Source organism: Candidatus Pedobacter colombiensis (assembly GCA_029202485.1).
Classification (GTDB): domain Bacteria; phylum Bacteroidota; class Bacteroidia; order Sphingobacteriales; family Sphingobacteriaceae; genus Pedobacter; species Pedobacter colombiensis.
This window is the reverse complement of the sequence record CP119313.1, coordinates 287,206-312,109: the sequence shown is the minus strand read 5'-3', so window position 1 is coordinate 312,109 and position 24,904 is coordinate 287,206. Positions and strand designations below refer to the sequence as shown.

21 protein-coding genes are annotated in these 24,904 nt (G+C 39.0%); 6 read left to right on the top strand and 15 right to left on the bottom strand.

The window, feature by feature from the left end; all coding sequences use genetic code 11:
* From P0Y49_01305 to P0Y49_01290, 4 genes are all read right to left on the bottom strand, one after another.
* Window positions 1–933, bottom strand: a complete 933-nt coding sequence (locus tag P0Y49_01305; GenBank protein ID WEK19792.1) for an NAD(P)H-hydrate dehydratase — start codon at window positions 931–933, stop codon at window positions 1–3.
* Between the two features lie 10 nt (window positions 934–943).
* Window positions 944–3,787, bottom strand: a complete 2,844-nt coding sequence (uvrA, locus tag P0Y49_01300) for an excinuclease ABC subunit UvrA (protein WEK19791.1) — start codon at window positions 3,785–3,787, stop codon at window positions 944–946.
* Between the two features lie 58 nt (window positions 3,788–3,845).
* Complete coding sequence (locus tag P0Y49_01295) at window positions 3,846–4,898, bottom strand: 2Fe-2S iron-sulfur cluster-binding protein (protein ID WEK19790.1); 1,053 nt, start codon at window positions 4,896–4,898, stop codon at window positions 3,846–3,848.
* 591 nt (window positions 4,899–5,489) lie between these two features.
* Window positions 5,490–6,281: a lytic transglycosylase domain-containing protein gene (locus P0Y49_01290; protein ID WEK19789.1), complete on the bottom strand. Its 792-nt coding sequence runs from the start codon at window positions 6,279–6,281 to the stop codon at window positions 5,490–5,492.
* Between the two features lie 394 nt (window positions 6,282–6,675).
* Here P0Y49_01290 and P0Y49_01285 point away from each other — a divergent pair, with 394 nt between their 5' ends.
* A complete protein-coding gene (locus P0Y49_01285; protein ID WEK19788.1) occupies window positions 6,676–8,094 on the top strand; it encodes a pseudouridine synthase in 1,419 nt (472 codons plus the stop codon).
* A gap of 6 nt (window positions 8,095–8,100) precedes the next feature.
* Window positions 8,101–9,219, top strand: a complete 1,119-nt coding sequence (locus P0Y49_01280) for a lactonase family protein (protein ID WEK19787.1) — start codon at window positions 8,101–8,103, stop codon at window positions 9,217–9,219.
* A 3-nt stretch (window positions 9,220–9,222) separates the two neighbouring features.
* Here the strand turns inward: P0Y49_01280 and bshA are convergent, their stop codons facing one another.
* The 3 genes from bshA to tilS all read right to left on the bottom strand — a co-directional run bounded on the left by bshA (window position 9,223) and on the right by tilS (window position 12,423).
* The gene (gene bshA, locus P0Y49_01275; GenBank protein WEK19786.1) at window positions 9,223–10,368 is read right to left on the bottom strand and encodes an N-acetyl-alpha-D-glucosaminyl L-malate synthase BshA; all 1,146 of its coding nucleotides are present in this window, start codon (window positions 10,366–10,368) and stop codon (window positions 9,223–9,225) included.
* Window positions 10,369–10,518: 150 nt separating this feature from the next.
* Complete coding sequence (locus tag P0Y49_01270; protein ID WEK19785.1) at window positions 10,519–11,001, bottom strand: hypothetical protein; 483 nt, start codon at window positions 10,999–11,001, stop codon at window positions 10,519–10,521.
* 60 nt (window positions 11,002–11,061) lie between these two features.
* The gene (gene tilS / locus P0Y49_01265; protein ID WEK19784.1) at window positions 11,062–12,423 is read right to left on the bottom strand and encodes a tRNA lysidine(34) synthetase TilS; all 1,362 of its coding nucleotides are present in this window, start codon (window positions 12,421–12,423) and stop codon (window positions 11,062–11,064) included.
* A gap of 79 nt (window positions 12,424–12,502) precedes the next feature.
* Here tilS and P0Y49_01260 point away from each other — a divergent pair, with 79 nt between their 5' ends.
* Entirely contained in the window at window positions 12,503–14,692 is a 2,190-nt protein-coding gene (locus tag P0Y49_01260; protein ID WEK19783.1) for an OstA-like protein, read from the top strand.
* Here the strand turns inward: P0Y49_01260 and rdgB are convergent.
* The gene (rdgB, locus tag P0Y49_01255) at window positions 14,658–15,242 is read right to left on the bottom strand and encodes an RdgB/HAM1 family non-canonical purine NTP pyrophosphatase (GenBank protein WEK19782.1); all 585 of its coding nucleotides are present in this window, start codon (window positions 15,240–15,242) and stop codon (window positions 14,658–14,660) included. The two genes, P0Y49_01260 and rdgB, sit on opposite strands and share 35 nt — an antisense overlap.
* Before the next feature lie 2 nt (window positions 15,243–15,244).
* Complete coding sequence (locus P0Y49_01250) at window positions 15,245–15,796, bottom strand: hypothetical protein (protein ID WEK19781.1); 552 nt, start codon at window positions 15,794–15,796, stop codon at window positions 15,245–15,247.
* A gap of 111 nt (window positions 15,797–15,907) precedes the next feature.
* Between P0Y49_01250 and P0Y49_01245 the strand changes: the two genes are divergently transcribed.
* The 3 genes from P0Y49_01245 (at window position 15,908) to P0Y49_01235 (ending at window position 18,805) form a co-directional block, all read left to right on the top strand.
* The gene (locus P0Y49_01245) at window positions 15,908–16,405 is read left to right on the top strand and encodes a hypothetical protein (GenBank protein ID WEK19780.1); all 498 of its coding nucleotides are present in this window, start codon (window positions 15,908–15,910) and stop codon (window positions 16,403–16,405) included.
* Between the two features lie 66 nt (window positions 16,406–16,471).
* Window positions 16,472–17,836 carry a peptidylprolyl isomerase gene (locus P0Y49_01240; protein WEK19779.1) on the top strand — a complete coding sequence of 455 codons (1,365 nt, stop codon included), beginning with the start codon at window positions 16,472–16,474 and terminating at the stop codon, window positions 17,834–17,836.
* Window positions 17,837–17,842: 6 nt separating this feature from the next.
* Window positions 17,843–18,805: a MoxR family ATPase gene (locus P0Y49_01235; GenBank protein WEK19778.1), complete on the top strand. Its 963-nt coding sequence runs from the start codon at window positions 17,843–17,845 to the stop codon at window positions 18,803–18,805.
* Window positions 18,806–18,813: 8 nt separating this feature from the next.
* On the opposite strand, the gene P0Y49_01230 is transcribed toward P0Y49_01235, so the two are convergent.
* The 6 genes from P0Y49_01230 to P0Y49_01205 form a co-directional block, all read right to left on the bottom strand.
* Window positions 18,814–19,692, bottom strand: a complete 879-nt coding sequence (locus tag P0Y49_01230; GenBank protein WEK19777.1) for a glycerophosphodiester phosphodiesterase family protein — start codon at window positions 19,690–19,692, stop codon at window positions 18,814–18,816.
* Between the two features lie 98 nt (window positions 19,693–19,790).
* Window positions 19,791–20,648 carry a DUF4440 domain-containing protein gene (locus P0Y49_01225; GenBank protein ID WEK19776.1) on the bottom strand — a complete coding sequence of 286 codons (858 nt, stop codon included), beginning with the start codon at window positions 20,646–20,648 and terminating at the stop codon, window positions 19,791–19,793.
* Between the two features lie 73 nt (window positions 20,649–20,721).
* Window positions 20,722–22,182 carry a cysteine--tRNA ligase gene (gene cysS / locus P0Y49_01220; GenBank protein ID WEK19775.1) on the bottom strand — a complete coding sequence of 487 codons (1,461 nt, stop codon included), beginning with the start codon at window positions 22,180–22,182 and terminating at the stop codon, window positions 20,722–20,724.
* Between the two features lie 18 nt (window positions 22,183–22,200).
* On the bottom strand, window positions 22,201–23,310 hold the full coding sequence (locus P0Y49_01215) for an endonuclease/exonuclease/phosphatase family protein (protein WEK19774.1): 1,110 nt from the start codon (window positions 23,308–23,310) through the stop codon (window positions 22,201–22,203).
* Complete coding sequence (locus P0Y49_01210; protein WEK19773.1) at window positions 23,310–24,173, bottom strand: rhomboid family intramembrane serine protease; 864 nt, start codon at window positions 24,171–24,173, stop codon at window positions 23,310–23,312. Before P0Y49_01210 ends, P0Y49_01215 begins: the two co-directional genes overlap by 1 nt.
* On the bottom strand, window positions 24,166–24,903 hold the full coding sequence (locus P0Y49_01205) for a rhomboid family intramembrane serine protease (protein WEK19772.1): 738 nt from the start codon (window positions 24,901–24,903) through the stop codon (window positions 24,166–24,168). The genes P0Y49_01210 and P0Y49_01205 overlap by 8 nt, the downstream gene beginning before the upstream one ends.
* Window position 24,904 lies beyond the last annotated feature (1 nt).

Below are 24,904 nucleotides of genomic sequence, written 5' to 3'. Positions count from 1 at the left end.
CTATTTAAAAAATGATTTTACAGTTATAGGAATTTGTGCTGCCAACTGTGATGCGGTTATGTTGTGATGGCTTAAAGCCAGTTCGTCCCCAGCCCTTCCATGGAAATAACAGCCCAATATAGCTGCAGCCTTTGCACTGTACCCTTGCGCAACATATGAAGTAATTAAGCCTGTTAATACATCCCCCATTCCACCTTGCGACATTGCCGGATTACCTGTAGGATTAATCATCACATCACCTTGCTGGTCAATAATAAAGGTGTATTGGTTTTTCAAGACAATAACAGAACCCAGTTTTTTTGCCATTCTTCTTCCAGCCTGCAATCTATCCCACCAGTTTTTATGTGTGCCAAAGAGGTTGTCAAATTCCTTTAAGTGGGGAGTAAATATAGAATCCTTTGCCAGGTGCAAAAGCAAGTCATCCCGCTTAGAAAGGATATTTAAAGCATCAGCATCAACAACAACAGGTGCATTTAAAACAACCAACTCTTCCATTATGTGCACCGCTTCAAATAGTTTCCCTAATCCGGGGCCTATTGCAATGGCATTGTATTTTTTTAATGATTTTATTTTCAAAAGGCTACTTCTGTCCAGATACATCGCTTCGGGAAGTGCAGTATTTAAAGCCATTAGCCCGCTTTCTGGTATAGAAACCGTAGTTAAGCCAGCGCCACCATACAAACAACCACTTGCACAAAGCAACGCCGCCCCCATGGTTTTCACTGCACCCGCAATAATCAGCGCATGACCATAAGTGCCTTTATGTGAAAAAGGCTTTCTGGGTTCGAGAATCCCCTTAATATCAGCGCTTTCAATTAATTTATAGGGAGAGCTTTCATTTTCCGTGCCCGATTTTTCCAATCCTTCATCCACAACCTGCAATTTACTTGAGGCATCAGAATCGGGCAAAAAGGTACTTAAAAAGACTGCCATAATGGTCCATTTACAGGCCCAATTCCTTTTTCAGGAACTTGCCGGTTAAGCTGATCGGATTCTGGATCAAGCCTTCAGGAGTCCCCTCAAAGATGATTCTTCCACCTCCGGCACCGCCTTCCTCGCCCAGGTCTATTACCCAATCGGCAACTTTTACTACATCCAGATTATGCTCAATAACCAGCACCGTATTTCCACGCTCTACCAATTCGTTAAGCACCCCCAGTAATACATTTATATCCTCAAAATGTAGGCCAGTTGTAGGCTCATCCAGGATATAAAATGTCCGCCCCGTGTCCTTTTTTGAAAGCTCTGTCGCCAATTTAACCCGCTGAGCTTCACCGCCAGACAACGTCGTAGACGACTGACCTAAAGTGATATACCCCAATCCAACATCTTTCAATGTCTTGATCTTCCTGTAAATCGAAGGCATATTCTCAAAAAAGTCACAGGCCTCTTCAATACTCATGTCTAGCACATCACTAATCGACTTGCTCCTGTAACGGACTTCAAGTGTTTCGCGGTTATATCTTTTGCCGTGACACTCCTCACATGGCACTTGTACATCAGGTAGAAAATTCATTTCAATAACCTTCATACCCCCACCCTGACAGGTTTCGCAGCGCCCCCCCTTTACATTGAATGAGAAACGACCTGGTTTATATCCCCTTATCTTAGCTTCAGGCAGTTGAACATATAGATTTCTGATGTCCGAAAATACACCTGTATAAGTAGAAGGATTAGAACGTGGCGTACGCCCGATCGGAGCCTGGTCAATTTCAATTACTTTATCTATTTCCTTTAAGCCATTGATCTTCTCATATGGTAGAGGATGTTTTTTAGCCCTAAAAAAGTGATGATTTAATATGGGATATAGTGTCTCTGTGATTAAGCTCGATTTACCACTACCCGAAACACCGGTCACAGTGATAAACTTACCCAATGGAAAATCTACGGAAACATCCTTTAGATTGTGTCCGCTTGCCTTAATGATTGACAGCTTATGTCCGGTTCCTTTTCTTCTTTTTTTAGGAACCTCGATACCCTTTTTGCCATTTAAATATGCGGTAGTAAGGGTATCCAATTTCAGGATTTCTGCCGGAGTACCTTCCGCTACGATTTGTCCACCACGCACACCTGCTGCCGGACCAACATCGATCACATGGTCGGCCTCCAAAATCATATCCTTATCATGCTCCACTACCAAAACTGTGTTTCCCAGATCCCTCAGATTTTTCAAAGCGCCAATTAAGCGTTCATTATCACGTTGATGAAGTCCTATACTAGGCTCATCCAGGATATACATTACATTCATCAACTGCGATCCGATCTGTGTAGCCAACCTGATCCTTTGTGCCTCTCCACCCGAAAGTGTACGTGCAGTACGGTCAAGCGACAAATAGTTCAATCCAACATCACTTAAGAAGCCCAATCTTGACCGGATTTCTTTTAAAATTTCTTTGGCAATTGTATTTTGTCTATCGTTTAATCTGCTTTCTAAACCTTCAAACCAGGCTCTAATCGTACTGATATCCATTTCTGCCAACTCAAAAATATTCTTGCCGTCGATTTTAAAATGCAGACTTTCTTTCTTTAAACGTGCTCCATTACAAACCGGACATGTTTTTAGCTTGCGGAAACTTTCCATATCATCTACTGCAGCCTCACCTTTACGCTCCTGTTGTTCTTCCAGCAGTTTAATGATACCATCAAAAGTAATCTGATAGTTTTGTACGTTCCATTTATTGTACTCTACTGCTACTGAAAGTAGTTCATGAGAGCCGTTTAAAATGATATTGATGATGTCATCACCCAACTTTTCAATTGGGGTAGACAAAGAAAAATTGTACTTCTTAGCCAGTGCCTTTAATACCTGGAACATCCAAATATCACGGTATTCTCCAAGTGGCGCCAATCCACCATTCATAATGCTCAACTTAGGGTTGGGCATCACAGATTCCTTATCTACCACGAAAATATAACCCAGGCCATCACAATTTTCGCAAGCACCATATGGTGAGTTGAAGGAGAAGCTGTTTGGCTGTGGTTCATCGTAAGAGATACCCGTAGTTGGACACATCAAGAAACGGCTAAAATGGGCAACATTATTGTCCTTATCACTGATCTTAATGATGCCTTTACCCAAACGCATAGCAGTTTGCAACGAATCTTGTAAACGCTTTACATCTTTACGGTCGATGATCAGTCGATCTACCACAATTTCAATATCATGAATCTTATAGCGGTCTACCTGCATTTTCGGAGTAATATCCTGAATATCACCGTCGATACGCACCTTTACATAACCTTGCTTACGAATTTGCTCAAATAACTCTCTATAATGTCCTTTACGCCCTTTTACTACCGGAGCAAGGATATTTACAGGCATCTCGCCAAACTTATTAAAGATATTTTCAAGAATCTGACCTTCACTCATCCGTTCCATCTTCTCACCCGTATTATACGAATAAGCATCAGCGGTACGGGCGTATAACAGACGCATAAAATCGTAAATCTCAGTGATCGTACCTACTGTAGACCGGGGGTTTTTACTGGTAGTTTTCTGCTCTATGGCAATAACCGGACTCAAACCCGATACTTTATCTACATCAGGTCTTTCCATTCCGCCCATAAACTGGCGCGAATAGGCACTAAAAGTTTCCATATACCTACGCTGCCCTTCCGCATAAATGGTATCGAAAGCTAAAGAAGACTTTCCGCTCCCACTTAAACCGGTAATAACTACAAGTTTATTTCTGGGGAAGGAAATATCAATATTTTTAAGGTTATGTACCCTGGCCCCATACACTTCTACATCTTTTTGCTCGCCAAGGTCAACAGTATTTTTGCTCATATATATAAAAAAAAAACAACCTATTTAATCCACAAAGATAAGGCATTATCCACAAAAATTACCAAACTAATGTAGTCCCATCTTCTGTAGGATGTCCCGTACAAACCAGTACTCTACCGGCTGCAATCTCATCATCCATCAGCACTTCGTTATAATCCATTTCAACGCCACCCTTAGTACAATTTGCAATACAGGTACTACATATTCCGGCATGACAGCTGTAAGGCAAATTAATCTTCTGCTCTAAAGCCGCATCAAGTATAGTTTTGTTATAAGGAACAGCAAGATGATAAATCTTGTGCTTAAAATTCAATATTACGGTATAGGTATTGGTATGTTTTACTTTTTTTTCTGTCGTATCGTCTTCATCTACCTCATCCTCCGGCAATACAAAAGTTTCTCTCTTAATCTGAGAAATATCAAAACCCATCTCCAACAGTTTAATGCGACAGGTCACCATATAATCTATTGGTCCGCAAGTATAGAACAAGGCATCCTTCTTATCAAAAACCAGCTCTTCCTTTACGATCTTTTCAATCAGGAATACATTTAACCTGGCAGTAAGTAAATTCTTGTTCTGACTGGAGACATAAATGATTTTAAATCTTCCCGGGTATTGTTGCTCCAAATCATTCAGTTCTTCATAAAAAAGAGTTTCCGCTACAGATCTTCGGCTGTAAATCAGGACCAACTTTGAGTATTCTTCTCTACGGAGCGCTGTTTTTATGATGGAAAAAAGCGGGGTAATGCCAACCCCTGCTGCAAAGAGAAAAACAGTTCTTTTGATCTCTTTATCTGGCAGATAGGCAAATTGCCCATTGGGTTCCAAGGCCTGAAGTATATCCCCCACAGCTGTTTTGTGATGAAGTAACCTGGAAATCTCGCCATTCTCTACGCGTTTTATCGCAATAGCCAACGGCTCATCCACATCCGGGGAACTGCAAAGTGAATAAGATCTGCGCAACTCACGTCCATTAATATTAAATACAAACGTTAAGAACTGTCCAGCCTGATACAGTGGCTTCTTGCCTTCTAATACTTCAAAGCTGAGCACCAGAGTTTCCCCTGCACTATATTTCATGTCTTGTATCCGCAGTTTCATCAATTCCATAGGACGCTCAAATTAGCAAATTCCGGGCAAAAACAAAAAGCCGAGCAAAATTTCAAAAACCAGGACACCCAATAATACATCCCTGTTGATGCTAACTAAATAAGCCCCTCTTTCCCGAAGTAATAAAAGGCGTTCATACTTAGCGTGGTGACTTCCAGTTTGCCCTCTCTTCGGGTATTAGCTCCGATACCTTTTCCTGCAGCCAAGTCTTGCCCATGCCGCTTGCCCCCAGACAACATACCGTTTCCTGTGGTTGCACCTGTATTTGTCATTCAAAAAGGAAAAGCAATACTCAAACAAACAACCATCAAACGGGAGTGTCAAGTGAACTGTGCTGGTGTATAATATATACTGGTCTCCTACTGGTCTTGTACTGCTATTATACTGGTATGCTACTGCTTTACCAGTATAATAGCAGTTTAATAGCAGTATAATAGCAGTTTAAATATAAATAGAGGATAGTATATGTATTAAATCAATCCCTTAAAGAATTCTTGCTCCCTATAGCTGATTGCCATGCCCAGCACACAAACAAAAAGCCGCTCAGTATAAACTGAACGGCTTCCCCCATTTTCGAGTATCGAATTAATATTATTCTGAATTTCTTTCTTCAGCTTTTTCGGCATTATAAGCCAACAATGCTCTTGGAGCAGTGTAACCGTAACGCACAGGATCTAACATAATTTGTTTCATCGAGATCAGTTTGTAAACATATCCCCCGGTTTCATTATTCAACTTCATTTTGAAGTAGTTGTCCTGGTTTTGTCTGTTAATCTGACGCTTCATGTGGTTATCACCAACATTATAAGCGGCAGCAACTAGTGTCCAACTATCAAAAGTGCGATAAAGATCCTTGATATATCTGGCAGCTGCAATAGTAGATTTGCGCAAGTTATTACGCTCATCAACTCTAGAGTTAACTTTTAGGCCATACATACGGGCTGTTCCAGGCATAAACTGCCAGGCACCTGCAGCACCTTTAGGTGATACTCCGCTATCTAACCCCGATTCTACCAAAGGCATATACTTAAAATCTTCGGGAATTCCATAAGCGGCAAGGATCGGCTCGATAATTGGGAACCATTCTGCTGCTTTTCTGTGCAGCTTATTAGTTTGTAAATTACTAAAGTAATGCGCAGCCAGCGTTTTCTTCATTTTACGCTCTACTTTGACGTCACCAATTGGCAATGTCTCATCTGCAAAATTTAATTGAGCCATCAAAGATAATGGCTTCGTGATGTTAAAGGTTAGGGTATCGGTACTCGTTATTTCTCCTTGTTTTGAAGAACTTTTTGTTGCTTGGGGCATGTTGTAAGCAAACACTTTTGCCATAACCAGTAATGATATAATTACCGTACATGTCATTATGTGTTTCTTTATCATTTTCCTCCTTTTTTTGGTTAACAATTTTAAAACGTCTGCAAATGTACATCATATTAATCTAATTATCAAGTAATTACAGAATTACTTGCGAAAATCGATGTTTAAACACATTTAAAGCCCGATTACAAAAGTGCCAATTCAGGAGGTTTTTCAGGTTTATTTTACCTCGCTTACAAATTCAAAAACCAGTAAAAAGGTCATGATTGCATTTCCTGGATTAACCACATTTGTGCTTTGTAAACGATAGATAGTAAACCAAAAATTATAGCAAAGGTAGTCAAATACATATTGCATATCAGATGCTTAATTGCAGTAGTCAGACACTTATAATTGTGAATCAATGCATTTTTTAGTAAATTTGTCGCCGCATAAATTATGCGGATAAAAGCGTATCATGATAAAAAACAACAACAGGAACAGTCGGGATGACAAGTCCAAACCGGGAAACCGAAGCACAACAGGCAAAAGACCAGGTGGAGCAGATTCTTCATACAAGGGAAAAAGCAAGTTTGACGATAAAGAAGGGAAAGACAATAAATTTGGCGATGCCAAAGATTTCAAGCCTAGAAGAGGCAAAGAAGGAGATTCAAGAAGCTTTAAGTCAAGGGGCGAAAATGACTCAAAAGAATTCAGACCAAGAAGTTCGGGCAGTGATTTTAAATCCAGATCCGGAAAAGATGGTGACCATAAAAGCTTCGGTTCGAGAAGCACTGGTTCCAGAGATTTTAAACCAGGTAATAGAGACAAGGATAGCAGAGATTTCAAAAGAGAAACTCCTACCGGAGAAGGTAAACGTAGTTATATAAAGAAAGATCATTTTAGTGCAGGGGGTGATAAACCTTTCCGCAAGTTTGACGATAAAAAAAGCCAAACTTCAAGAAGTACTGATAACAGACCTTTCAGAAAAAGAGAAGACGAGGGTTCAAGACCTGGATACAAAAGTGCAGGCGCACGTCCAGAGCGCTCTTTTGAACGCCCGGAACGTGGAGAACGTTCAGATCGTACCACTCGCCAGGATCGCAATAATACATGGTCAGGTCCTGAAAAAGCACCAACCATGCGTGGCAGAAAAAATCCCGTTGTTCAAAAAGATGACGGTCTGATCCGTTTAAACAGATATATTTCTAATGCAGGCATTTGCTCACGCCGTAAAGCGGATGAACTGATTGCTGCAGGAGTAGTTTCTGTAAATGGTGAGGTAGTTTCTGAATTAGGTCATAAAATTGACCCGGCAAATGACCAGGTTCGTTACAATGGAGAATTGCTAAAACGTGAAAAGAAAATTTACGTGTTATTGAACAAACCTAAGGATTATATCACGACTACAGATGATCCACAAGAACGCCGTACAGTTATGCAATTGGTAGAAAAAGCGAGCAGAGAACGCATTTACCCCGTAGGTAGGTTAGATCGCAACACTACAGGTCTATTACTGATGACCAATGACGGTGACCTTGCTGATAAGCTTTCTCATCCAAAAAATGGCATCACCAAAATATATAACGTAGAATTAAATAAGAGCTTAAGTCAGGGCGATCTGAATAAAATTCAGTTCGGTTTAGAACTGGAAGATGGAATTATCAAACCTGATTCTGTATCTTACGTTACCGGAGGTTCTAAGCGTGAGGTTGGTATACAAATCCATAGTGGTAAAAACAGGATCGTACGCCGTATATTCGAACACTTAGGATATGATGTAGTGAAACTAGACCGTGTTGTTTATGGCAACCTAACCAAAAAGGATCTTCCTCGTGGGAGATGGCGTTACCTGGAAGAGCACGAACTGATTCAGATAAAACACCTGATTAAGTAATCATATATGAAAAAAATTCTCTCGCTTTTATTGCTTACCCTTTTTACACTGCAAAGCTTCGCACAAAAAAAAGAATACAATTTAATCATTGGGACTTACACCAGTCCGGGTAAAAGCGAGGGAATTTATATTTACAACTTTGATGCAAACACTGCTGAATTTAAATTTAAAAGTGTAGCCAAAGATGTTACCAATCCAAGTTATCTGGCTGTTAGCAAAAATAACAAGTTCATATACTCCGTAGCAGTAGCACCCGATAACAACGCCGCAGCGGCTTTCGGCTTTGATGGAGTAAAAGGTGAGCTCACCTTTATCAACAAACAAGCTACAGGAAGTCCCGGTCCATGTTTTGTACTTGCTGATGAAAAAAGTGTTTTTACAGCCAATTATGGTGGTGGAAGCATTTCAGTTTTCGGAATTGAAGGTAATGGCGCTTTAACTCCACTGAAGCAATTGATACAACATACCGGCAAAAGTATAGATCCGCAAAAAAGACAGGAAAGTGCTCATGTCCATCAGATTCAATTTACACCTGACAGAAAGTATGTAACCTGTACAGATCTTGGTGAAGACCAGATTTACATTTATAATTATAATCCAACAGCCAAAGAAGAAGTGCTGAGCATAAAACAGGTTGTAAAAACTACTCCTGGTAGCGGTCCACGTCACCTTACTTTCAGTCCAAATGGTAAATTCGCTTACCTGGCTCACGAATTTAATGGGATCATTACCGTATTTGCATACAACGATGGTAGCCTAATTAAAATTCAGGATGCCGGCACTATTGATAAAGATTTTTCCGGAAGAGTTGATGCTGCAGATATACATGTATCACCGGATGGCAAGTTTTTATATGAAACCAACCGTGGCGATGCAAACACCATTTCAGCATTTGCCGTACAGCCTAATGGTCAGCTCAATTTCGTATCCCGGATCAGCACATTAGGCAAAGGTCCAAGAAATTTTTCTATAGACCCTACAGGAAAATACTTACTTGTTGGCCATCAATACACCAATGACATCGTGATCTTTGAACGCAATAAAAAAACCGGCACCTTAAAGGATACCGGTAAAAGAATTGAACTAGGCGCTCCTGTTTGCTTAGTCTTTGCGCCAATTAAATAAGCTTTAAGCTTTATGTAATCTATTTGACTCGTCTATTATCTTATTGTAGTAATTGACGTACTCGGGCAGGATTTTCTTTAAATCGAAGTCCTGTGCCCTTGCAAATGCATTCTCTTTAAATTTATGTAACACTTCATCATTCGCTAAAATCTGAATGGCTTTATTGGCCATATCCTCCACATCCCCCACATTACTCATAAAGCCCGAAAAACCATCTACATTTAGCTCAGGTAAACCACCAGAATTAGAGGTAATGGCAGGAACTTTACAGGCCATCGCTTCTAAAGCAGCCAAACCAAAGCTTTCTGATTCGGATGGCATCAGAAACAAATCAGAGACAGAAAGAATTTCTTCTACTGCATCTTGCTTACCCAGAAAACGAACATCGTCGCAAATCCCAAGGTCTCTGCACAATTGCTCGTCATAAGCACGTTCTGGTCCGTCACCAACCATTAATAATTTAGAAGGAATTTTCTCCAGAATCTTATGAAAAACACGGATCACATCTGCCGTACGTTTTACCTTTCTAAAGTTGGAAGTATGAATTAGAATACGTTCATTATTAGGCGCAATAGCCTTTTTAAAATGATCTTTCGGTTTTAAGCTAAACCTCGAAAAATCGATAAAATTAGGAATGACCTTGATTTCGTTGGTGATTTCAAAATACTCTTCGGTATCTTTTTTTAAGCTTTCGGATACCGTAGTTACTCCATCCGACTTATTGATAGAAAACGTAACTACTGGTTTATAGGTTGGATCTTTTCCCACCAGAGTAATGTCTGTTCCGTGCAAGGTTGTTACAAATGGGATATGAATACCGTAGGTTTCCAGAATTTGCTTAGCCATAAAGGCAGCAGAAGCATGTGGGATCGCGTAATGAACATGTAGAATGTCGAGCTTTTCAAAGCGCACTACATCTACTAGCTTACTGGCTAATGCAGACTCGTAAGGGGCATAATCAAACAAAGGGTAATCCCTTACGGATACTTCGTGATAGAATAGATTTGCAGAGAAGAAATCCAGACGAGCCGGTTGACTGTATGTGATAAAATGTACCTGATGACCTTCGTCGGCGAGTGCCTTTCCAAGTTCTGTGGCTACAACACCACTTCCACCAAAAGTCGGGTAACAAACAATACCTATTTTCATTAAAAAACAATTTTAGTTTTATGAAGCTATCATGAGCATATACACGCAATTTGTAATCGCTATGCTCACGATCGTTTCATTGAAATTATTTAACGACGCAAAGTACTGTACTTAAACTGATCTTTATGTTAAACAATTGCAATTATTTAACTAATGCTTCATTTCTTCCTGAATAACCAAATACATCTCATTTGGTCGTTGCGTACCGATGTAATACTCAAGGCCATCCCGATCTGTAAGTACAATGGCATCCTTACCTGAAGAGTAAAACCTGATACTTCCCTTACGGTGAAGGTTATACACAGGGTTATTAATAAAGTAACTGCTATAAGTGTCTTTTCTAACCTTAACTATTGTATTTAAGTCTATTTCTACTTTTTTGGCAGACCATAAACCATCAATAATAATACGTTTCTGATCAATTATTGTTTTATACTGAATAAGAAAAAGTAATAGGATGGAAACACCAATAATACCAAAACCAACCACCAGAAAGAGATCCTGCGTATTGTCGCGATCACGTTCATAAACGTAGGCAGCAAAACAAAATGCAGCCATCACCAGCCTGATACAAATTCTTATATAATCGCGACCAATGTATTGTTTCTCATAAAAAGCGTAGCGGTTCACCATGTGTGTGTATTTTGACTATAAAGTTACTGGTTTTTTAATTGCATCATACCCTCAGTCCCTTTAAGATTGTTTAGAAATTGTAATATGTAGATGTCGCAATTCAAAAATTGTTACATTTTTTGTAGCCTCAGTAAGTTTATACCTATTGTCTTGTCTCCACCCTGCGATCCAGATTAGCTCGCCATTCCCATTCACCAATATCGGGATAAGATCCTTGTCACTTAGTGGAATCTTTTCGTCTATAAAAAAATTGCTCAGTTTTTTATAACTGTTCATTCCTATGGGTTTAAACTTGTCACCGGCCTGCCAGGTTCTCAATACCAATGGAAAAATCAATTTATCAGTATCCACATAGGCCTTATTGCTGCTTTTCTTAAATTGAATATCTTCCGACGAAGTGATGAGGATTTGGCTACCTAGAAAATTAACTGTCTCATCATGAGAATGGATGATTTGGTTCTTGTTAACCATATTCTGGTCTGAAAGCGGGTTGATGATCAGCTCTTGCCGATCTACAACAATGCGATGTGAGACACTGAAGAAGGCTGTACCACTTTGTTTATCCAGTCCTTCTAAAAGTTCGGCAACTACTGACTCCGAAAAATCAAAAGGTTTTAACAATTCAAATACCAGCAGATGTTGTGGGTTTAATGCTTTTATTTCTTTTATGGATATATAGAATTTCCCCTGCTTTTCCTTCAGGATTTCTTCTTTTAACTTTGTTACTGTATGCTGCAGAACAAGTTCAGTATCTGCAAAGCGTTTGATGTTATGCTGAAAAGTTTCTTCCAGACCGGGGTTAATCTCTTTGAGATGAGGAATAACTTTTAATCTTATTTTATTACGGGCATAGTCGGTGCTTTTATTAGAGCTATCCTCTACAAAATCAATATCTTGTTTGCTAATTAAGTCAGCAATTTCCGCTGAAGACAGAAACAATAAAGGCCTGATTAACTTACCCCTTTTTGGTAAAATACCATGTAGTCCTGCAATTCCTGTTCCCCTGGTTAGATTCAACAATACCGTTTCAATTGCATCATCCTGATGTTGTGCCAATGCAATAGCCTTATATTGCTCACGTTCTCTAAGCTCCTCGAACCATTGGTAACGAAGTGTTCTTGCCGCCATCTGTGTAGATACCTTGTGTGTTGCAGCAAATTCTTTCGTTTTAAAATGGGTTACATGGAATGGGACATCCAGCTTTTCTGCCAGCATTTTTACGAATTCTTCATCCCTTTGGGATTCAGCACCTCTTAAATTAAAGTTGCAATGCGCTATACCAAATTTAAATCCGGAGAGTTTAAATAAGTGCACCATTAATACAGAATCCTTCCCGCCGCTAACTGTCAAAAGGATTTTATCTTTTGCGTTGAAAAGTGAATTCAGGCAGATATAGTCTTTAAAATTCTGAAGGGGTAACATGGTCTCAAAAATAATGAATAAAAACTCATCATGGCTTGATAAGCTTTAAAAAAACAAATTATAAAACTAACTTTGTAACGTGCAGATATTACGCTATTTCCTGATCATATTATTATTTCCCGCATCTGTGCTCGCGCAACAGAAGACAAAGATTATTGTACAAAAAGCTGATGCGACTCATTTCGATACAAAAAAGAACATATCCTATTTAAGAAACCCTGTGTTTAGGCATGAGAATGCTACGCTTAGCTGCGATAGCGCTGTTTTTTATGTAAATGAGAATACTTTTGATGCTTTTAAAAATGTGCACATCAATCAGGCCGACACCATCAATATCTATTCAGATTATTTAAATTATAACGGGAATACCAAAATCGCTCATTTAACCAGCAATGTCCGAATGATAGACCGGGAATCTACCTTAACCACCAACATCCTGGATTACAATATGGCCACCAAATATGGGACTTATGTAACGGGGGGTAAAATTGTGAGTAAGGATGTAACCTTGACCAGTAAAAACGGTTATTATTTTTCCAATAGTCGCGATGCCTTTTTCCGCTACAATGTCGTGGTTGTAACCCCGGAAACTGTAATTAAATCAGACACATTACGCTACAATACCTTAACCAACTGGACCTATTTTTATGGCCCGACTAATATAAAGGGTAAGGATGACAACCTGTATACAGAAAACGGAGCCTATAATACGAAGACTCAGTACGCCTATTTTGGAAAGAAAAACCTATATACAATGGGTTCAAAATCGCTTAAAGGTGACAGTTTGTACTATGATGGGATAGCCGGCTATGGAAAAGCTGTTAGAAACATTGTTTTTAAAGACACCGTTGATAAAACAGTCATGTACGGACAACTGGGTTTTTATTACAAAAAAGACGAAAGGACAATTGTAACCAAAAACCCTTATGTAGGTATGGGTACCTCCGACTCTATAAAGGTGAACAATAAACTGCAACCCGACAGCTTATGGTTGGGCGCCGATACGTTGGAAACCCAAATGGTTCTTAAAAAGACCTTAACGCTCATTTCATCGCCTGTGATAAAAAAAGACAATGAACTTGGGGAGGAGGAGAAAGAAGAAAAAAAGGTGGGCGCATCAAAACCTAAGGCAACCGCAACTGAAGAAACGACTTCGCAAAGAAAACAGAACCGGTTAGATAAAAAGAGTGCAAAAACGGGAAAAGAAGCAGCTAAACAATCCATCAAAAATGAAAAGATTTCTATTGCGGCAGATAGTTTATTAAAGGATAGCCTCGCTATTCATAAAAAAGCAATACCAATATTAAAGGATTCTCTCCTATATTCAAAAGTCGACTCTGTGACAAAAAAAGGGAAAGCTGATATGACCTTAAAAGGTAAACTGCCTGCAAATAAAATAAAGACTTCCCTTAAGGATACCATTCCTTTCAACCCGGAAGATACTGTACGGACCAGGGTGATTAAAGCCTACCATAACGTGCGAGTATTTAAAGCCAATATGCAGGCTAAGGCGGATTCATTATTTTATACAAGCGCGGATTCTACACTTCGCTGGTACCATAACCCTATTATATGGTCTGAAGGCTCGCAACAAACAGGGGATACAATTTACCTGCAATTGAAAAATAAAAAGCTAAATACTCTGCAAGTTATTCAGAATGCTTTCCTTGTAAATGTCAATGCAGATTCAGCAAGATATAACCAGATCAAGGGAAGGTTGATTACCGCCTTTTTTAAAGATGGTAAACTCAAGAATATGTTTGTGGACGGGAATGCTGAAAGTATTTATTTCAACCAGAATGAAAAGAAGGTTTATACAGACATGAACCAAACGGTTAGCAGTCGGCTAAAGATCCTTTTCAAAGAAAAAGAGATTGCAAAGATTGTGGCTATCAGAGATCCTGAAGGGGTCAGAACGCCTGTTCCTGAATTAAAGGAAGACGTTTTCCTGACCGGTTTTACCTGGAAACCTGAGCTAAGACCGCTGTCAAAAAAAGAGGTGATTAGCGGCAAACCCAAGTCTAAAACTCCTGCAAAGAAGGCAGGTCCGGCGACAGCCTCAAAAGCAACTGGCAAACCTGCCGAAACGACTAAAAACATACCAGATCCGAAAGGGACAATTAAGAAGACAGCCCCTGTCCCTCAAAAAGACAGCACAGCGGTTACTCCTGTTGTACCGAAAGCTGTAGTTGGCTCTAAGACCGTTCCGGCTAAAGAAGAAAAAGCTGATACAATTAAGCCTGTTTCTGCTCCTTTAAAAAAGATATAAGCTTATTCATGGCCAGTGCCCTGTGACTGATCTGGTTCTTTTGTTCCATACTCATTTCGGCAAATGTATGGTCATAACCATCGGGCACAAAAATTGGATCATACCCAAAACCTAGTGTTCCCGTTGGCGTTTCCCTAATTGTTCCATTGATAATGCCCTCAAATAGAAAATTCTCACCGCCGCGCATCAAAGAAATAACAGTCCTGAAACGTGCCTTTCTGTTTACCTGCCCCTCCATTTTCTGAAGTACCAGCTTTAAATTTTCCTGATCATCTTTAACTCCGGAATACCGGGCAGAAAAAATACCAGGTTCCTGGCTTAAGGCTTCTATTTCCAAGCCGCTATCATCAGCAAAACAGTCCATCTGATAGTGCTCGGCAACATAACTGCTTTTCAGTGTTGCATTTTCGGCAAAAGTACTCCCGGTCTCAGGAATATCAGTTTTACAGCCTATATCATTTAGATTTAAGACTTTATAGTCATTCAAAAGCAGGTTGCGAACTTCCTGAGTTTTATGCTGATTATTGGTGGCAAATACGAGTTCTCTCATTGTTATAATCCAAGGTTTTGAAGGCTTCCCCACAGTGCTTTTTTTCCGGCCGGGTTTTTATCCAGCGCTCTCAATTCGGCAGAAAAGATCATCCTTACTGCCCCTTCCTGTACAACCACGTGTTCGGGATGTGAAGCTGCAAGAGAAAGTTCTACCGGTGTTACCCCAAAAGCAAAAATGAGTGTACTGGAGAAGTAATCCTGTAGTGCCTTAAACCCTGTACCCTTATATTTTGCATAGTTTAACAATGCAAAATCATTTGCTGAGAGATTTACTGATTTTACTATTTTCCGAAGCAGTTCGCGCCCCAATTCATCACTTACCTCATTCTGCTCATCGTTGACCAGGATAAGTATATTGCGTTTATTGTTTCCCAGGAACTTAAAGTCTGCAGGCAGTGCCGCTGGCAAAACTGCAGGCTGGCTTGTTGAAACCGGAATATTCTGATGAATTACCGGAGTAGCTAACTGAATACCAGGCTCATTTACCAGATAAACATCATCGGTAAAAAATAAATGCATGGCTGCTTTATCAGCTGTTAATTGGTTATCCATTAATGAGAATTTTACTGGGAATATTTTTTCTGTTAAAATTAGTTAAATATCTTATTATAGTGCCTTTATTTATTACTTTTATGCCTTAAAAATATACACTATATAACTTTTGTGAGAGCAGTTTATTGCATTATTATTTTATTTCTTTTTATTTCTGGTGCATTTGCACAAAATGTAGCCACCATTAATGGGAAGCCTATAAGTAATAAAGAGTTTATGTGGTTTTACAAAAAGAATCATGGTGGAAATGCAAATGCATCTGTTAAAGATTTAGAAGCTTATTTAAACCAGTATATCAATTTTAAGCTTAAAGTTTTAGATGCCAGAGACATGGGACTAGACACAGATACGGCTTATCTTGCAGAGATAAAAAATTATGAGACAACATTAGCTGCTCAAAAAAGGGTGCCTAAAACCAGCATGATATATTCAATGCTCATGAATGAATATAAAGAAGCTGCTTTAATGTTTAATGTTTCAGAAATAAAAATATGGAATAAGTCGAAAGATGATCAGGACAGCCTGGAACGGGATTGGATGGATGCACTTAAAAAGAAATACACGGTTAAGATTAACCAGAATGAGGTAAAGAAACTGGCAAAGTTATAAGTAAACTAGTCATTAGCTATTGAGAATATTAAATTTGCAAAACGAATACAATTGAACAAACATATAATGAAGAAATTTTTAATGATTACAGGCGGATTAATCTGCTTGTTTTTAAATACTCAGGCACAAAAAAAGAATATAGACAAGGTAGTTGCGGTATTGGGAAGCAACATTATTCTATTATCCGATTTAAACCAGCAGTATGCCCAGTATCTTAACATGGGTAACCCGGAAAACCCTGAGATTAAATGTGAAATATTACGCCAGATTCTTACAAATAAACTTTTAAAACAACAGGCGGAAATTGACTCTATTACTGTTGATGAAAATCAAATAGATGAAGAGGTGGACAAGCGGATGCGCTATCAAATTCAAAAAGCTGGTGGACAAGAGCGCTTAGAGCAATTCCTTAACCGTTCGGTATTACAATACAAAGATGAAATCAGACCTGACATCAAAGAGCAGTTGATTTCAAGAAAGATGGAAGCCCACATCACTCAAGACATTAATATCACTCCATTGGAGGTTAAAAAATATTTTGAATCCTACAAAAAAGACAGTCTACCTGATATCCCTACTGAGTTTGAGATTGGAGAAATTGTCATGTATCCTAAGCTAACGAAAGCGGAAAAACAAAAGTATCATGATAAAATTGACGCTTTACGTTTAAGGGTAAAGAGTGGTGAAGACTTTGCTTTCTTAGCGAAATCTTATTCTGAAGATCCTGGATCTGCTCCTGAAGGTGGTGATCTTGGATTTTTTGACCGCAAAGCGATGGCAAAAGAATTTACGGCTCAGGCCTTTAAATTAAAAGCGGGAGAAGTATCAAATGTTTTTGAAACAGAGTTTGGCTTCCATATTTTACAGGTGATAGAACGTCGTGGAGAGCAGGTTCAAGCTCGCCATATCCTGATCCGCCCACAAAATACACCTGCCAGTCTGGAACGTATTAAACTTAAGGCCGACACGATATATCAGAGCCTGGTGTCTAAGAAAATTCCATTTTCTTTCGCAGCATCACAATATTCAGACAACAAAGAATCCCAGTACAATGGAGGGATGCTACTTTATGCTGATAATGTGACAGCCAGAACTTCTTTTATCCCTGCAGATAAACTAGATCCGAAAGTATTCCTTATTGCTGATACGATGAAAGTTGGAGAAATATCTTCCCCTACACTTTTTACGGATCAAAGTGGCAAAGAAGGTTATAAAATTCTTTACTTAAAATCTAAAATTCCTCCTCATAAAGCTAATTTAGAACAGGATTACGCTAAGTTTAAGGAATATGCACAGCAGGATAAAGTAAACCGTGAGTTAAGTGCATGGTTTGAGAAAAAAAGGGTAAATACCTACGTACGCATTGATGAGGATTATGTCAATTGTGATGAGCTAAAAATGTGGACTTCTAAAATATCTGCAAAAAAATAAACGCTTATGCAGTTTGACAATGACATTAAAGCCGTTGATGCGCTGCATCAATCCTATAAAAGCATTAAAGCTGAAATAGGAAAGGTTGTTATCGGACAGGACGAGATTATCAAGTCTGTTTTGATATCCATTTTTAGCAATGGACATTGTCTGCTTGTTGGTGTTCCGGGGCTGGCTAAAACGCTACTGGTTCAAACGGTGGCAAATGTGCTGGATCTGAATTTTAACCGGATACAGTTTACCCCAGATCTGATGCCAAGTGACATTATAGGCGCTGAGATCCTGGGTGAGGACAGGAACTTTAAATTCATTAACGGACCAATATTCTCCAATATCATTCTCGCTGATGAGATCAATAGAACGCCTCCAAAAACGCAGGCAGCCTTATTAGAGGCTATGCAGGAAAAGGCGGTTACAGCGGCAGGATTAAGGCATACACTGCCTAATCCTTTCTTTGTATTGGCTACTCAGAATCCCATTGAGCAAGAGGGTACCTATCCCCTTCCGGAGGCTCAGCTTGACAGGTTTATGTTCAATGTCCTGTTAGGCTATCCTTCATTTGAGGATGAGATGACCATTGTAAAAAATACGACCAGCAATAATGAGGTTGTATTGAATAAAATTATCAATGCAAGCCAGATACAATACTTCCAGAAACTGGTAAGGAATATCCCCGTAACCAATAATGTTGTTGAATATGCTGTAAAGCTGGTTAGCAAAACACGCCCGAATACGGCTTTTTCTACCGATGAAGTAAATAAATACGTGAACTGGGGCGCAGGTCCAAGGGCATCACAATTCCTGATTATAGGTGCTAAATGCCATGCTGCTATTACAGGAAAATATGCGCCTGACATTGAAGATGTACAGGCTGTAGCAGAGGCCATCCTTCGCCATAGAATTGTACGGAATTACCGTGCAGAAGCTGAAGGGCTCTCTATTGAACAGATCATCAAAAACCTTTATTAAATCGCTTTTTATTCCTGCATTACGCGGTTATACTGATTCGGATAATCCGTAATTACTCCATCAACACCCAGGTTAATTAAATACTTCATGTCTTTGGCAGAATTTACTGTCCAGGGGATTATTTTTACACCTGCGGCGTGGCAACGATCTACCAGTCCCTTTCCAACCAATACGTAGTAAGGGCTATAATAAGTCGGCGTAAAACCCAATACCTGAACTGCATCTTCAAAATCCTGCTTCTCATCGATCATTAACGATGTTTTTATCGTCGGATAATGCTCATGGAGGTATTGAAGTGTGCGGACATCAAGCGATTGAATGATCACTCTTTTTGTCAGTTTCTTAGCTTTTACAATTTCCATAATGCGCTCGATGAATACTGATGGATCAGGCTGGAATTCGCCATCGCCTTTCCTGATCAATGAGGTTTCTATACTATAAATTGGTTTTGCCAGTTTCTTTACCTTCACATAAGCTTCTACAGAATCAATCACCTCAGCAAGCAGCGGCTTATAGGCATTTAGCTTCATCTGACCTGGAAAACGCTTATGAATCTTATTACCGACATCAAACTTTTTGATCTCGGCGTAATTCATCTTAAACATATTGTAGGTCTTTTCATCTTTAAAGGTGATTGGTTTCCCATCGGGTCTGGTACTGATCTCGTTGTTAAAATAAGGCTCGTGCGAAAGTACGACCTGTTCATCTTTAGAGATCACCACTCCCATATTAAGTACGTTTGCGTTCAATTCTAATGCCTTGATCATTCCCGGAATGGTATTCTCGGGCATAATTCCTCTTGCCCCTTGATGACCAATAAGCATAAATTTTTGAGCATGTACCTGAATGGCTGAGGCAAGGAATATAATCAGTAATATTTTCTTCATCTGTAGTTAAATAATGGCTTAAAATAAGGATTTATTGGATGCAAACAAAAAAGGTCCCTTAAGAATAAGAGACCTTTTGTATATCAAATTGATATTGCTTAGCGTTCTGCAGGAGCAAATACCTGAGCGATAATGTTCCAGTTATGGTCTGCCTGACGCTCATAAATAAACACATAATTGAAGCTTTCTCTTAGATTTGCTTTATAATCTATGGTTGCAATACCATAAGTATAAGCCAGGTCGCCACCATCTGCCTTATTTGCTTTAGTTGTTTTTAAAGAGATCTTATCAACCATGTTATTAAAGAAAGGCAATATTTTATCTTTACCAATAATCGGTTCATATCCAGGAAATATCAGTCTTGCATCTGGATTAAGGAAAGTTGAAAAGGCAGCAATGCCATACGTTTTTAATGTTGTATTTAATGTTTTTTCCGTAGTTGCAACAATATCTGCACCCGCAGCTCTTACCTTATCATTTAAAAACGTTGGTTTATAAGATTCCTTAGGTTCAATGAACTCAGGAGTTACTTTATTTAATGGTTTATTGGTTGAAGTTCCTAAATCCAATACCAATTCCCATTTTCCATTATTTGCTTTCCATACCGACAAGTATTGTCCATATGATGGGTTACTACCGGTTTCAGTGTATGGGCCGGTTGTAAAGCCCCAGTCGCCACTTTTTGATACCCTTGCATATACAGGTGTCCAGCTGATATTTTTACTATCCGGCTGTCCGGCATAAAAAGTTCTGGCATTTACAGGATTGGGTCTGAAGGCAAGGCCATCCGCAGCAGCAAAAGCTGTATATGCAGCTTTCGAACCATTTTTTGCAAAACTGTCTGCAAATTCTTTTTCAGCTTTCACTAAAGATTTAGTGCTTCCATCAGATTTTTGTGCATATGCACCAAGTGTTAGAGAAGCGGCAATAATTGTATAAAGAAACTTGTTCATCATTTAAATAGTTTGCTTGCGAATATAGGGTTTGGAAATTTTTCTCTTCTAAAAAGTAATTAACAATTAAACACTCCTACGATTTAGTCCACGTAGTGCCTTCTTTACTATCCTTTAACAGGATACCCATACTTTGCAGGCCTACTCGTATTTTATCAGAAGTTGCATAATCCTTGTTCTCTTTGGCAGTTTTACGCAGGTCGATAACCATATCCAACACCGCATTTAGCTCAATATTAGAAGTCTCCTCATCTTTTAGTCCAAAAACATCAAATACAAAATCATTCATCAGCTTTTTAAGTTTTTCTAATTCCGTAGCGGAGATTTTGCCTTTTCCATCATAAATTGTATTAATGATACGGCTAGCTTCGAACAGCTCGGCAATAACTACCGGGCTATTAAAATCATCATTCATTGCCTTAACGCAATTGATGGCTAAAGGCTCGATTTCAAAATCGGTATCCACTGAAGGGTTTAGTTTTTCGAGCAAGCTTACTGCATTCATTAACCTTCTGAAACCTTTCTCAGAAGCATCTAATGCTTCATTAGAGAAATCCAGGGTGCTACGGTAATGCGCTTGAAGCATGAAAAATTTAACCGTCATTGGGCTATATCCCCGTTCCAATAAAGGATGGTTACCAGTAAAGAGTTCGCCTGGCAGGAAACCATTTCCTGCTGATTTAGACATCCGCGTACCATTTACGGTAAGCATATTGGTATGCATCCAATATTTTGCAGGTTGTTTATGGCTGCAGGCTTCAGACTGAGCGATCTCGTTGGTATGATGTGTTGCTGCAAGGTCCATCCCCCCACCATGGATATCAAACTCATCGCCCAGGTATTTGGCACTCATCGCCGAGCATTCAATATGCCACCCGGGAAAACCGACACCCCATGGAGAAGGCCAGCGCATTAAGGTTTCGGGCTTGGCCTTAATCCACAATGCAAAATCAAGTCTTCCACGTTTATCATCCTGACCATCCAGTTCGCGGGTGTTGGCCAGCATATCTTCAAGATTCCTATTGGTTAATATGGTATAATTATAGGTTTTACTGTATTTATCTACATCAAAATAAATTGTTCCGTTTACCTCATAAGCATAACCATTGGCAATGATTTCTTTGATCATTTCAATTTGCTCAGTAATGTGTCCGGTAGCGGTTGGCTCTATGCTTGGAGGGAGGGTATTAAACATCCTTAATACATCATGGAATCCCAATGTGTATTTTTGGACAATCTCCATAGGCTCCAGCTGTTCTAGCTTAGCCCTTTTAGCAAATTTATCATCTCCCTCATCGCGATCGCCCTCTAAGTGTCCCGCATCAGTAATGTTTCTGACGTACCGTACTTTATAACCACTATATTTTAAATATCTAAATATTAAATCGAAAGAAATAAAAGTGCGACAATTACCTAAATGAACATCACTGTATACAGTCGGACCACAAACGTACATGCCAACATTGGGAGCGTTTAGCGGTTCAAAAATTTCCTTTCTCCGTGAAAGGGTATTATATAGGTGTAAGCCTTTATCCATTATACAAAGGTAAAAATTTTAGGGGTTTAATCTTAAATCACTACGAACAGGAAAATGGTCTGACAATTCAGCCTCAATGATGTGATAATTCATTACATCTATGCTTTTAGTGGTAGCAATATAATCGATCTGAAAATTAGGAAACTTCCCATTGTAAGTTTTCCCAAAACCAGTTCCTTGTTCTTTAAATGTATTTTTTAATGATTTTGTCAATTGTGTTACCGCATAAGATGCCGGGGTATCATTAAAATCGCCGGCAATCAGAAATGGAGTTTCACAAGTCTTTATGTGTGCTTTCATGACATCTACCTGCTCGCTACGTTTCAGGAAAGCATTCCTCAGCATTACCAATATTCTTTTTGAAGGATCGAGTTTAGGGTCCAGGTCTTTAACCTGATCAATATAATCGTAATCCTGTTTATCAAAAGATATGGATTGTAAATGCACATTATATATCCTGATCTTTTGATTTTTAATCATTACATCAATATATATACTCGCATTTCCACCATAGTTTTTACCAAAAACAATCGTGCCTTTGTCTACAATGGGGTATTTTGAGAAAATAGCCAATCCGGTAGCTTCGTAATCATTTTGAGATGAGGGTACAAAATAATAATGTGGTTTATTTAATATTCTTTTTAAGCTATCAGTAATATCAAATGTTCCTTTTCTTCGGGTAAAATACTCCTGAAAGCAAATGATATCTGGATTTTCATTTTCAATCAGGCTCAACATTTTCTGCTTGACAGGCTCAACATTTTCCTGGCCATAAGGTTTAAAACTATGGACATTGTAGGTCATCATTCTTATCAGTCCGGCATCAGATTTAGGCCCTTTTCCTTCCTCGCCCTTAAATCCAAATGTAGCTGTTAATGCAGACCAGCCGAGCAGAATGATGAACAGTGTAGAAAAAGCGAAAAGCCATCTTTTACGCAAGCACCACCAAAAAATCATCAGCACATTTAGCACCAGAAAAAAGGGGTAAGCCAAACCAAAAAAGGCAATTAACTGAAAGCTACGGGGGTCAAACCTACCTGCCAGGAAACCCAGTACCATACCAAGGGCAAGGGCAACTGCGACCAGACGAACTAATCGATCTAAAAATGTAGGCTTAGCTCTTCTCATTAATTTTTACTAGCCTTAAATAAGGTCTCCTTTTCTTGTTTATTGAGTTTATCGTATCCTGTTTTTGAGATTTTATCCAAAATTCTGTCTATTTCTTCCTGATTTACGTTGTCCGTTTGTTTTTGGGTATCCTTTTTCCCTGAGTCATTTTTAACAACTCTTAGTTTAGGCTTGCGTTTAAATAGGTTACTCCAGTCTGTTCCATTTCTTAACAGCTTAATGTAGGCAAAACCCAGTACTGCGCCACCAATATGTGCAAAGCTACCACCGGCGTCGCTAGAAGCAATACCGATCAAATCTAAAACAATATAAGCTATGGCGAGATATTTTAATTTTACATCGCCAAAAAATAATAACCTCATGCTATAATCCGGCAGCAAGGTAGCCGTAGCCACAATAATTGCCATCACAGACGCCGAAGCACCAATAACCGTTGCTCCCGGCAAAGCCATAGCAAAAACAGGGAAGATATTATAGGCTAAAGCATAAAACAATGCTCCGCAGACCCCTCCTGTCAGATATACAAAATGAAACTGACGTGGTTTTAAGAAATCAAGAAAAATATTCCCTAGCCAGAACAGCCATAGCATGTTAAAAAGCACATGAAGCAATCCGGCATGAAAAAACTGATAAGTAATTATTGTATAAAATCTGTATGGCAACTTATCCAGTGAGGCTGGAAAGCCAAAATATTCTCTGATCAGACTATCATATGCAATACCACCTTTACCTGATAAAAAGAAAGGAATATTTAAGAGTGCAAAAACAACAAAAATAAGGACATTGATCCCTATATAGAAAAATACAGGATTGCCAGATTGAAATACTTTATACTTTAAGTCTTTTAAGAGGTTATTATTCATAGTAGGTATAAAATCTATCGTTATTTTTATCTCCCCAAAGCTTCACAAGGATGAAGCCAATTAATGCACCACCAAGATGCGCATAGTGGGCTACTGAATCCCCAGGCCTGTTTGCCACCCCCATAAACAATTCAAAAAGAATATACAATGGAATGAAATATTTTGCCTTAACAGGAATGGGTATAAACATAATGTATAGTTCTGTATTCGGATATAACATACCGAAGGCAACCAGCAATCCGAATATCGCACCCGACGCACCAATCATTGGGGAACCATAAATGCCAAATAAGGTCATCTGATCAGCCTGTGATAAGTTTACAGGCATTTGAACATGATTTGCCGCCATGTCAATCATAACCGGGTTGTGCAAAATTGACCCCGTAATGTGATAAACCTCATAAGCCTGTACGCCCATTTGCAGGGCTACTGCTCCCAGACCTGTAATCAAGTAAAAATTAATAAACCTTTTTGCCCCCCATCTTGCTTCTAATACACCCCCAAACATGAATAACCCAAACATGTTAAATGCGATATGCCAAAAATCTCCGTGCATAAACATGTAAGTGACCAATTGCCATACTTTAAAGTATTGCGAGTCAAAATAAAAAGCGCCTAACAGCTGATCCAAATCTATGTTTGCATTTCTAAGCACATATTTTGCAGCAAAAAACAGTGCATTAATGATCAACAAATTCTTTACTACAGGAGGTATATGGATATTATTCATT

What these genes read in the sequence shown, in the direction of transcription:
- P0Y49_01240 (WEK19779.1), top strand. Translation starts at nt 16,472, where the DNA reads ATGAAGAAATTTTTAATGATTACAGGCGGATTAATCTGCTTGTTTTTA.
- P0Y49_01290 (WEK19789.1), bottom strand. Translation starts at nt 6,281, where the DNA reads ATGATAAAGAAACACATAATGACATGTACGGTAATTATATCATTACTG.
- P0Y49_01205 (WEK19772.1), bottom strand. Translation starts at nt 24,903, where the DNA reads ATGAATAATATCCATATACCTCCTGTAGTAAAGAATTTGTTGATCATT.
- tilS (WEK19784.1), bottom strand. Translation starts at nt 12,423, where the DNA reads ATGTTACCCCTTCAGAATTTTAAAGACTATATCTGCCTGAATTCACTT.
- P0Y49_01305 (WEK19792.1), bottom strand. Translation starts at nt 933, where the DNA reads ATGGCAGTCTTTTTAAGTACCTTTTTGCCCGATTCTGATGCCTCAAGT.
- P0Y49_01225 (WEK19776.1), bottom strand. Translation starts at nt 20,648, where the DNA reads ATGATGAACAAGTTTCTTTATACAATTATTGCCGCTTCTCTAACACTT.
- P0Y49_01210 (WEK19773.1), bottom strand. Translation starts at nt 24,173, where the DNA reads ATGAATAATAACCTCTTAAAAGACTTAAAGTATAAAGTATTTCAATCT.
- P0Y49_01295 (WEK19790.1), bottom strand. Translation starts at nt 4,898, where the DNA reads ATGGAATTGATGAAACTGCGGATACAAGACATGAAATATAGTGCAGGG.
- P0Y49_01230 (WEK19777.1), bottom strand. Translation starts at nt 19,692, where the DNA reads ATGAAGAAAATATTACTGATTATATTCCTTGCCTCAGCCATTCAGGTA.
- P0Y49_01250 (WEK19781.1), bottom strand. Translation starts at nt 15,796, where the DNA reads ATGGATAACCAATTAACAGCTGATAAAGCAGCCATGCATTTATTTTTT.
- uvrA (WEK19791.1), bottom strand. Translation starts at nt 3,787, where the DNA reads ATGAGCAAAAATACTGTTGACCTTGGCGAGCAAAAAGATGTAGAAGTG.
- cysS (WEK19775.1), bottom strand. Translation starts at nt 22,182, where the DNA reads ATGGATAAAGGCTTACACCTATATAATACCCTTTCACGGAGAAAGGAA.
- P0Y49_01280 (WEK19787.1), top strand. Translation starts at nt 8,101, where the DNA reads ATGAAAAAAATTCTCTCGCTTTTATTGCTTACCCTTTTTACACTGCAA.
- bshA (WEK19786.1), bottom strand. Translation starts at nt 10,368, where the DNA reads ATGAAAATAGGTATTGTTTGTTACCCGACTTTTGGTGGAAGTGGTGTT.
- P0Y49_01235 (WEK19778.1), top strand. Translation starts at nt 17,843, where the DNA reads ATGCAGTTTGACAATGACATTAAAGCCGTTGATGCGCTGCATCAATCC.
- P0Y49_01285 (WEK19788.1), top strand. Translation starts at nt 6,676, where the DNA reads ATGATAAAAAACAACAACAGGAACAGTCGGGATGACAAGTCCAAACCG.
- rdgB (WEK19782.1), bottom strand. Translation starts at nt 15,242, where the DNA reads ATGAGAGAACTCGTATTTGCCACCAATAATCAGCATAAAACTCAGGAA.
- P0Y49_01215 (WEK19774.1), bottom strand. Translation starts at nt 23,310, where the DNA reads ATGAGAAGAGCTAAGCCTACATTTTTAGATCGATTAGTTCGTCTGGTC.
- P0Y49_01270 (WEK19785.1), bottom strand. Translation starts at nt 11,001, where the DNA reads ATGGTGAACCGCTACGCTTTTTATGAGAAACAATACATTGGTCGCGAT.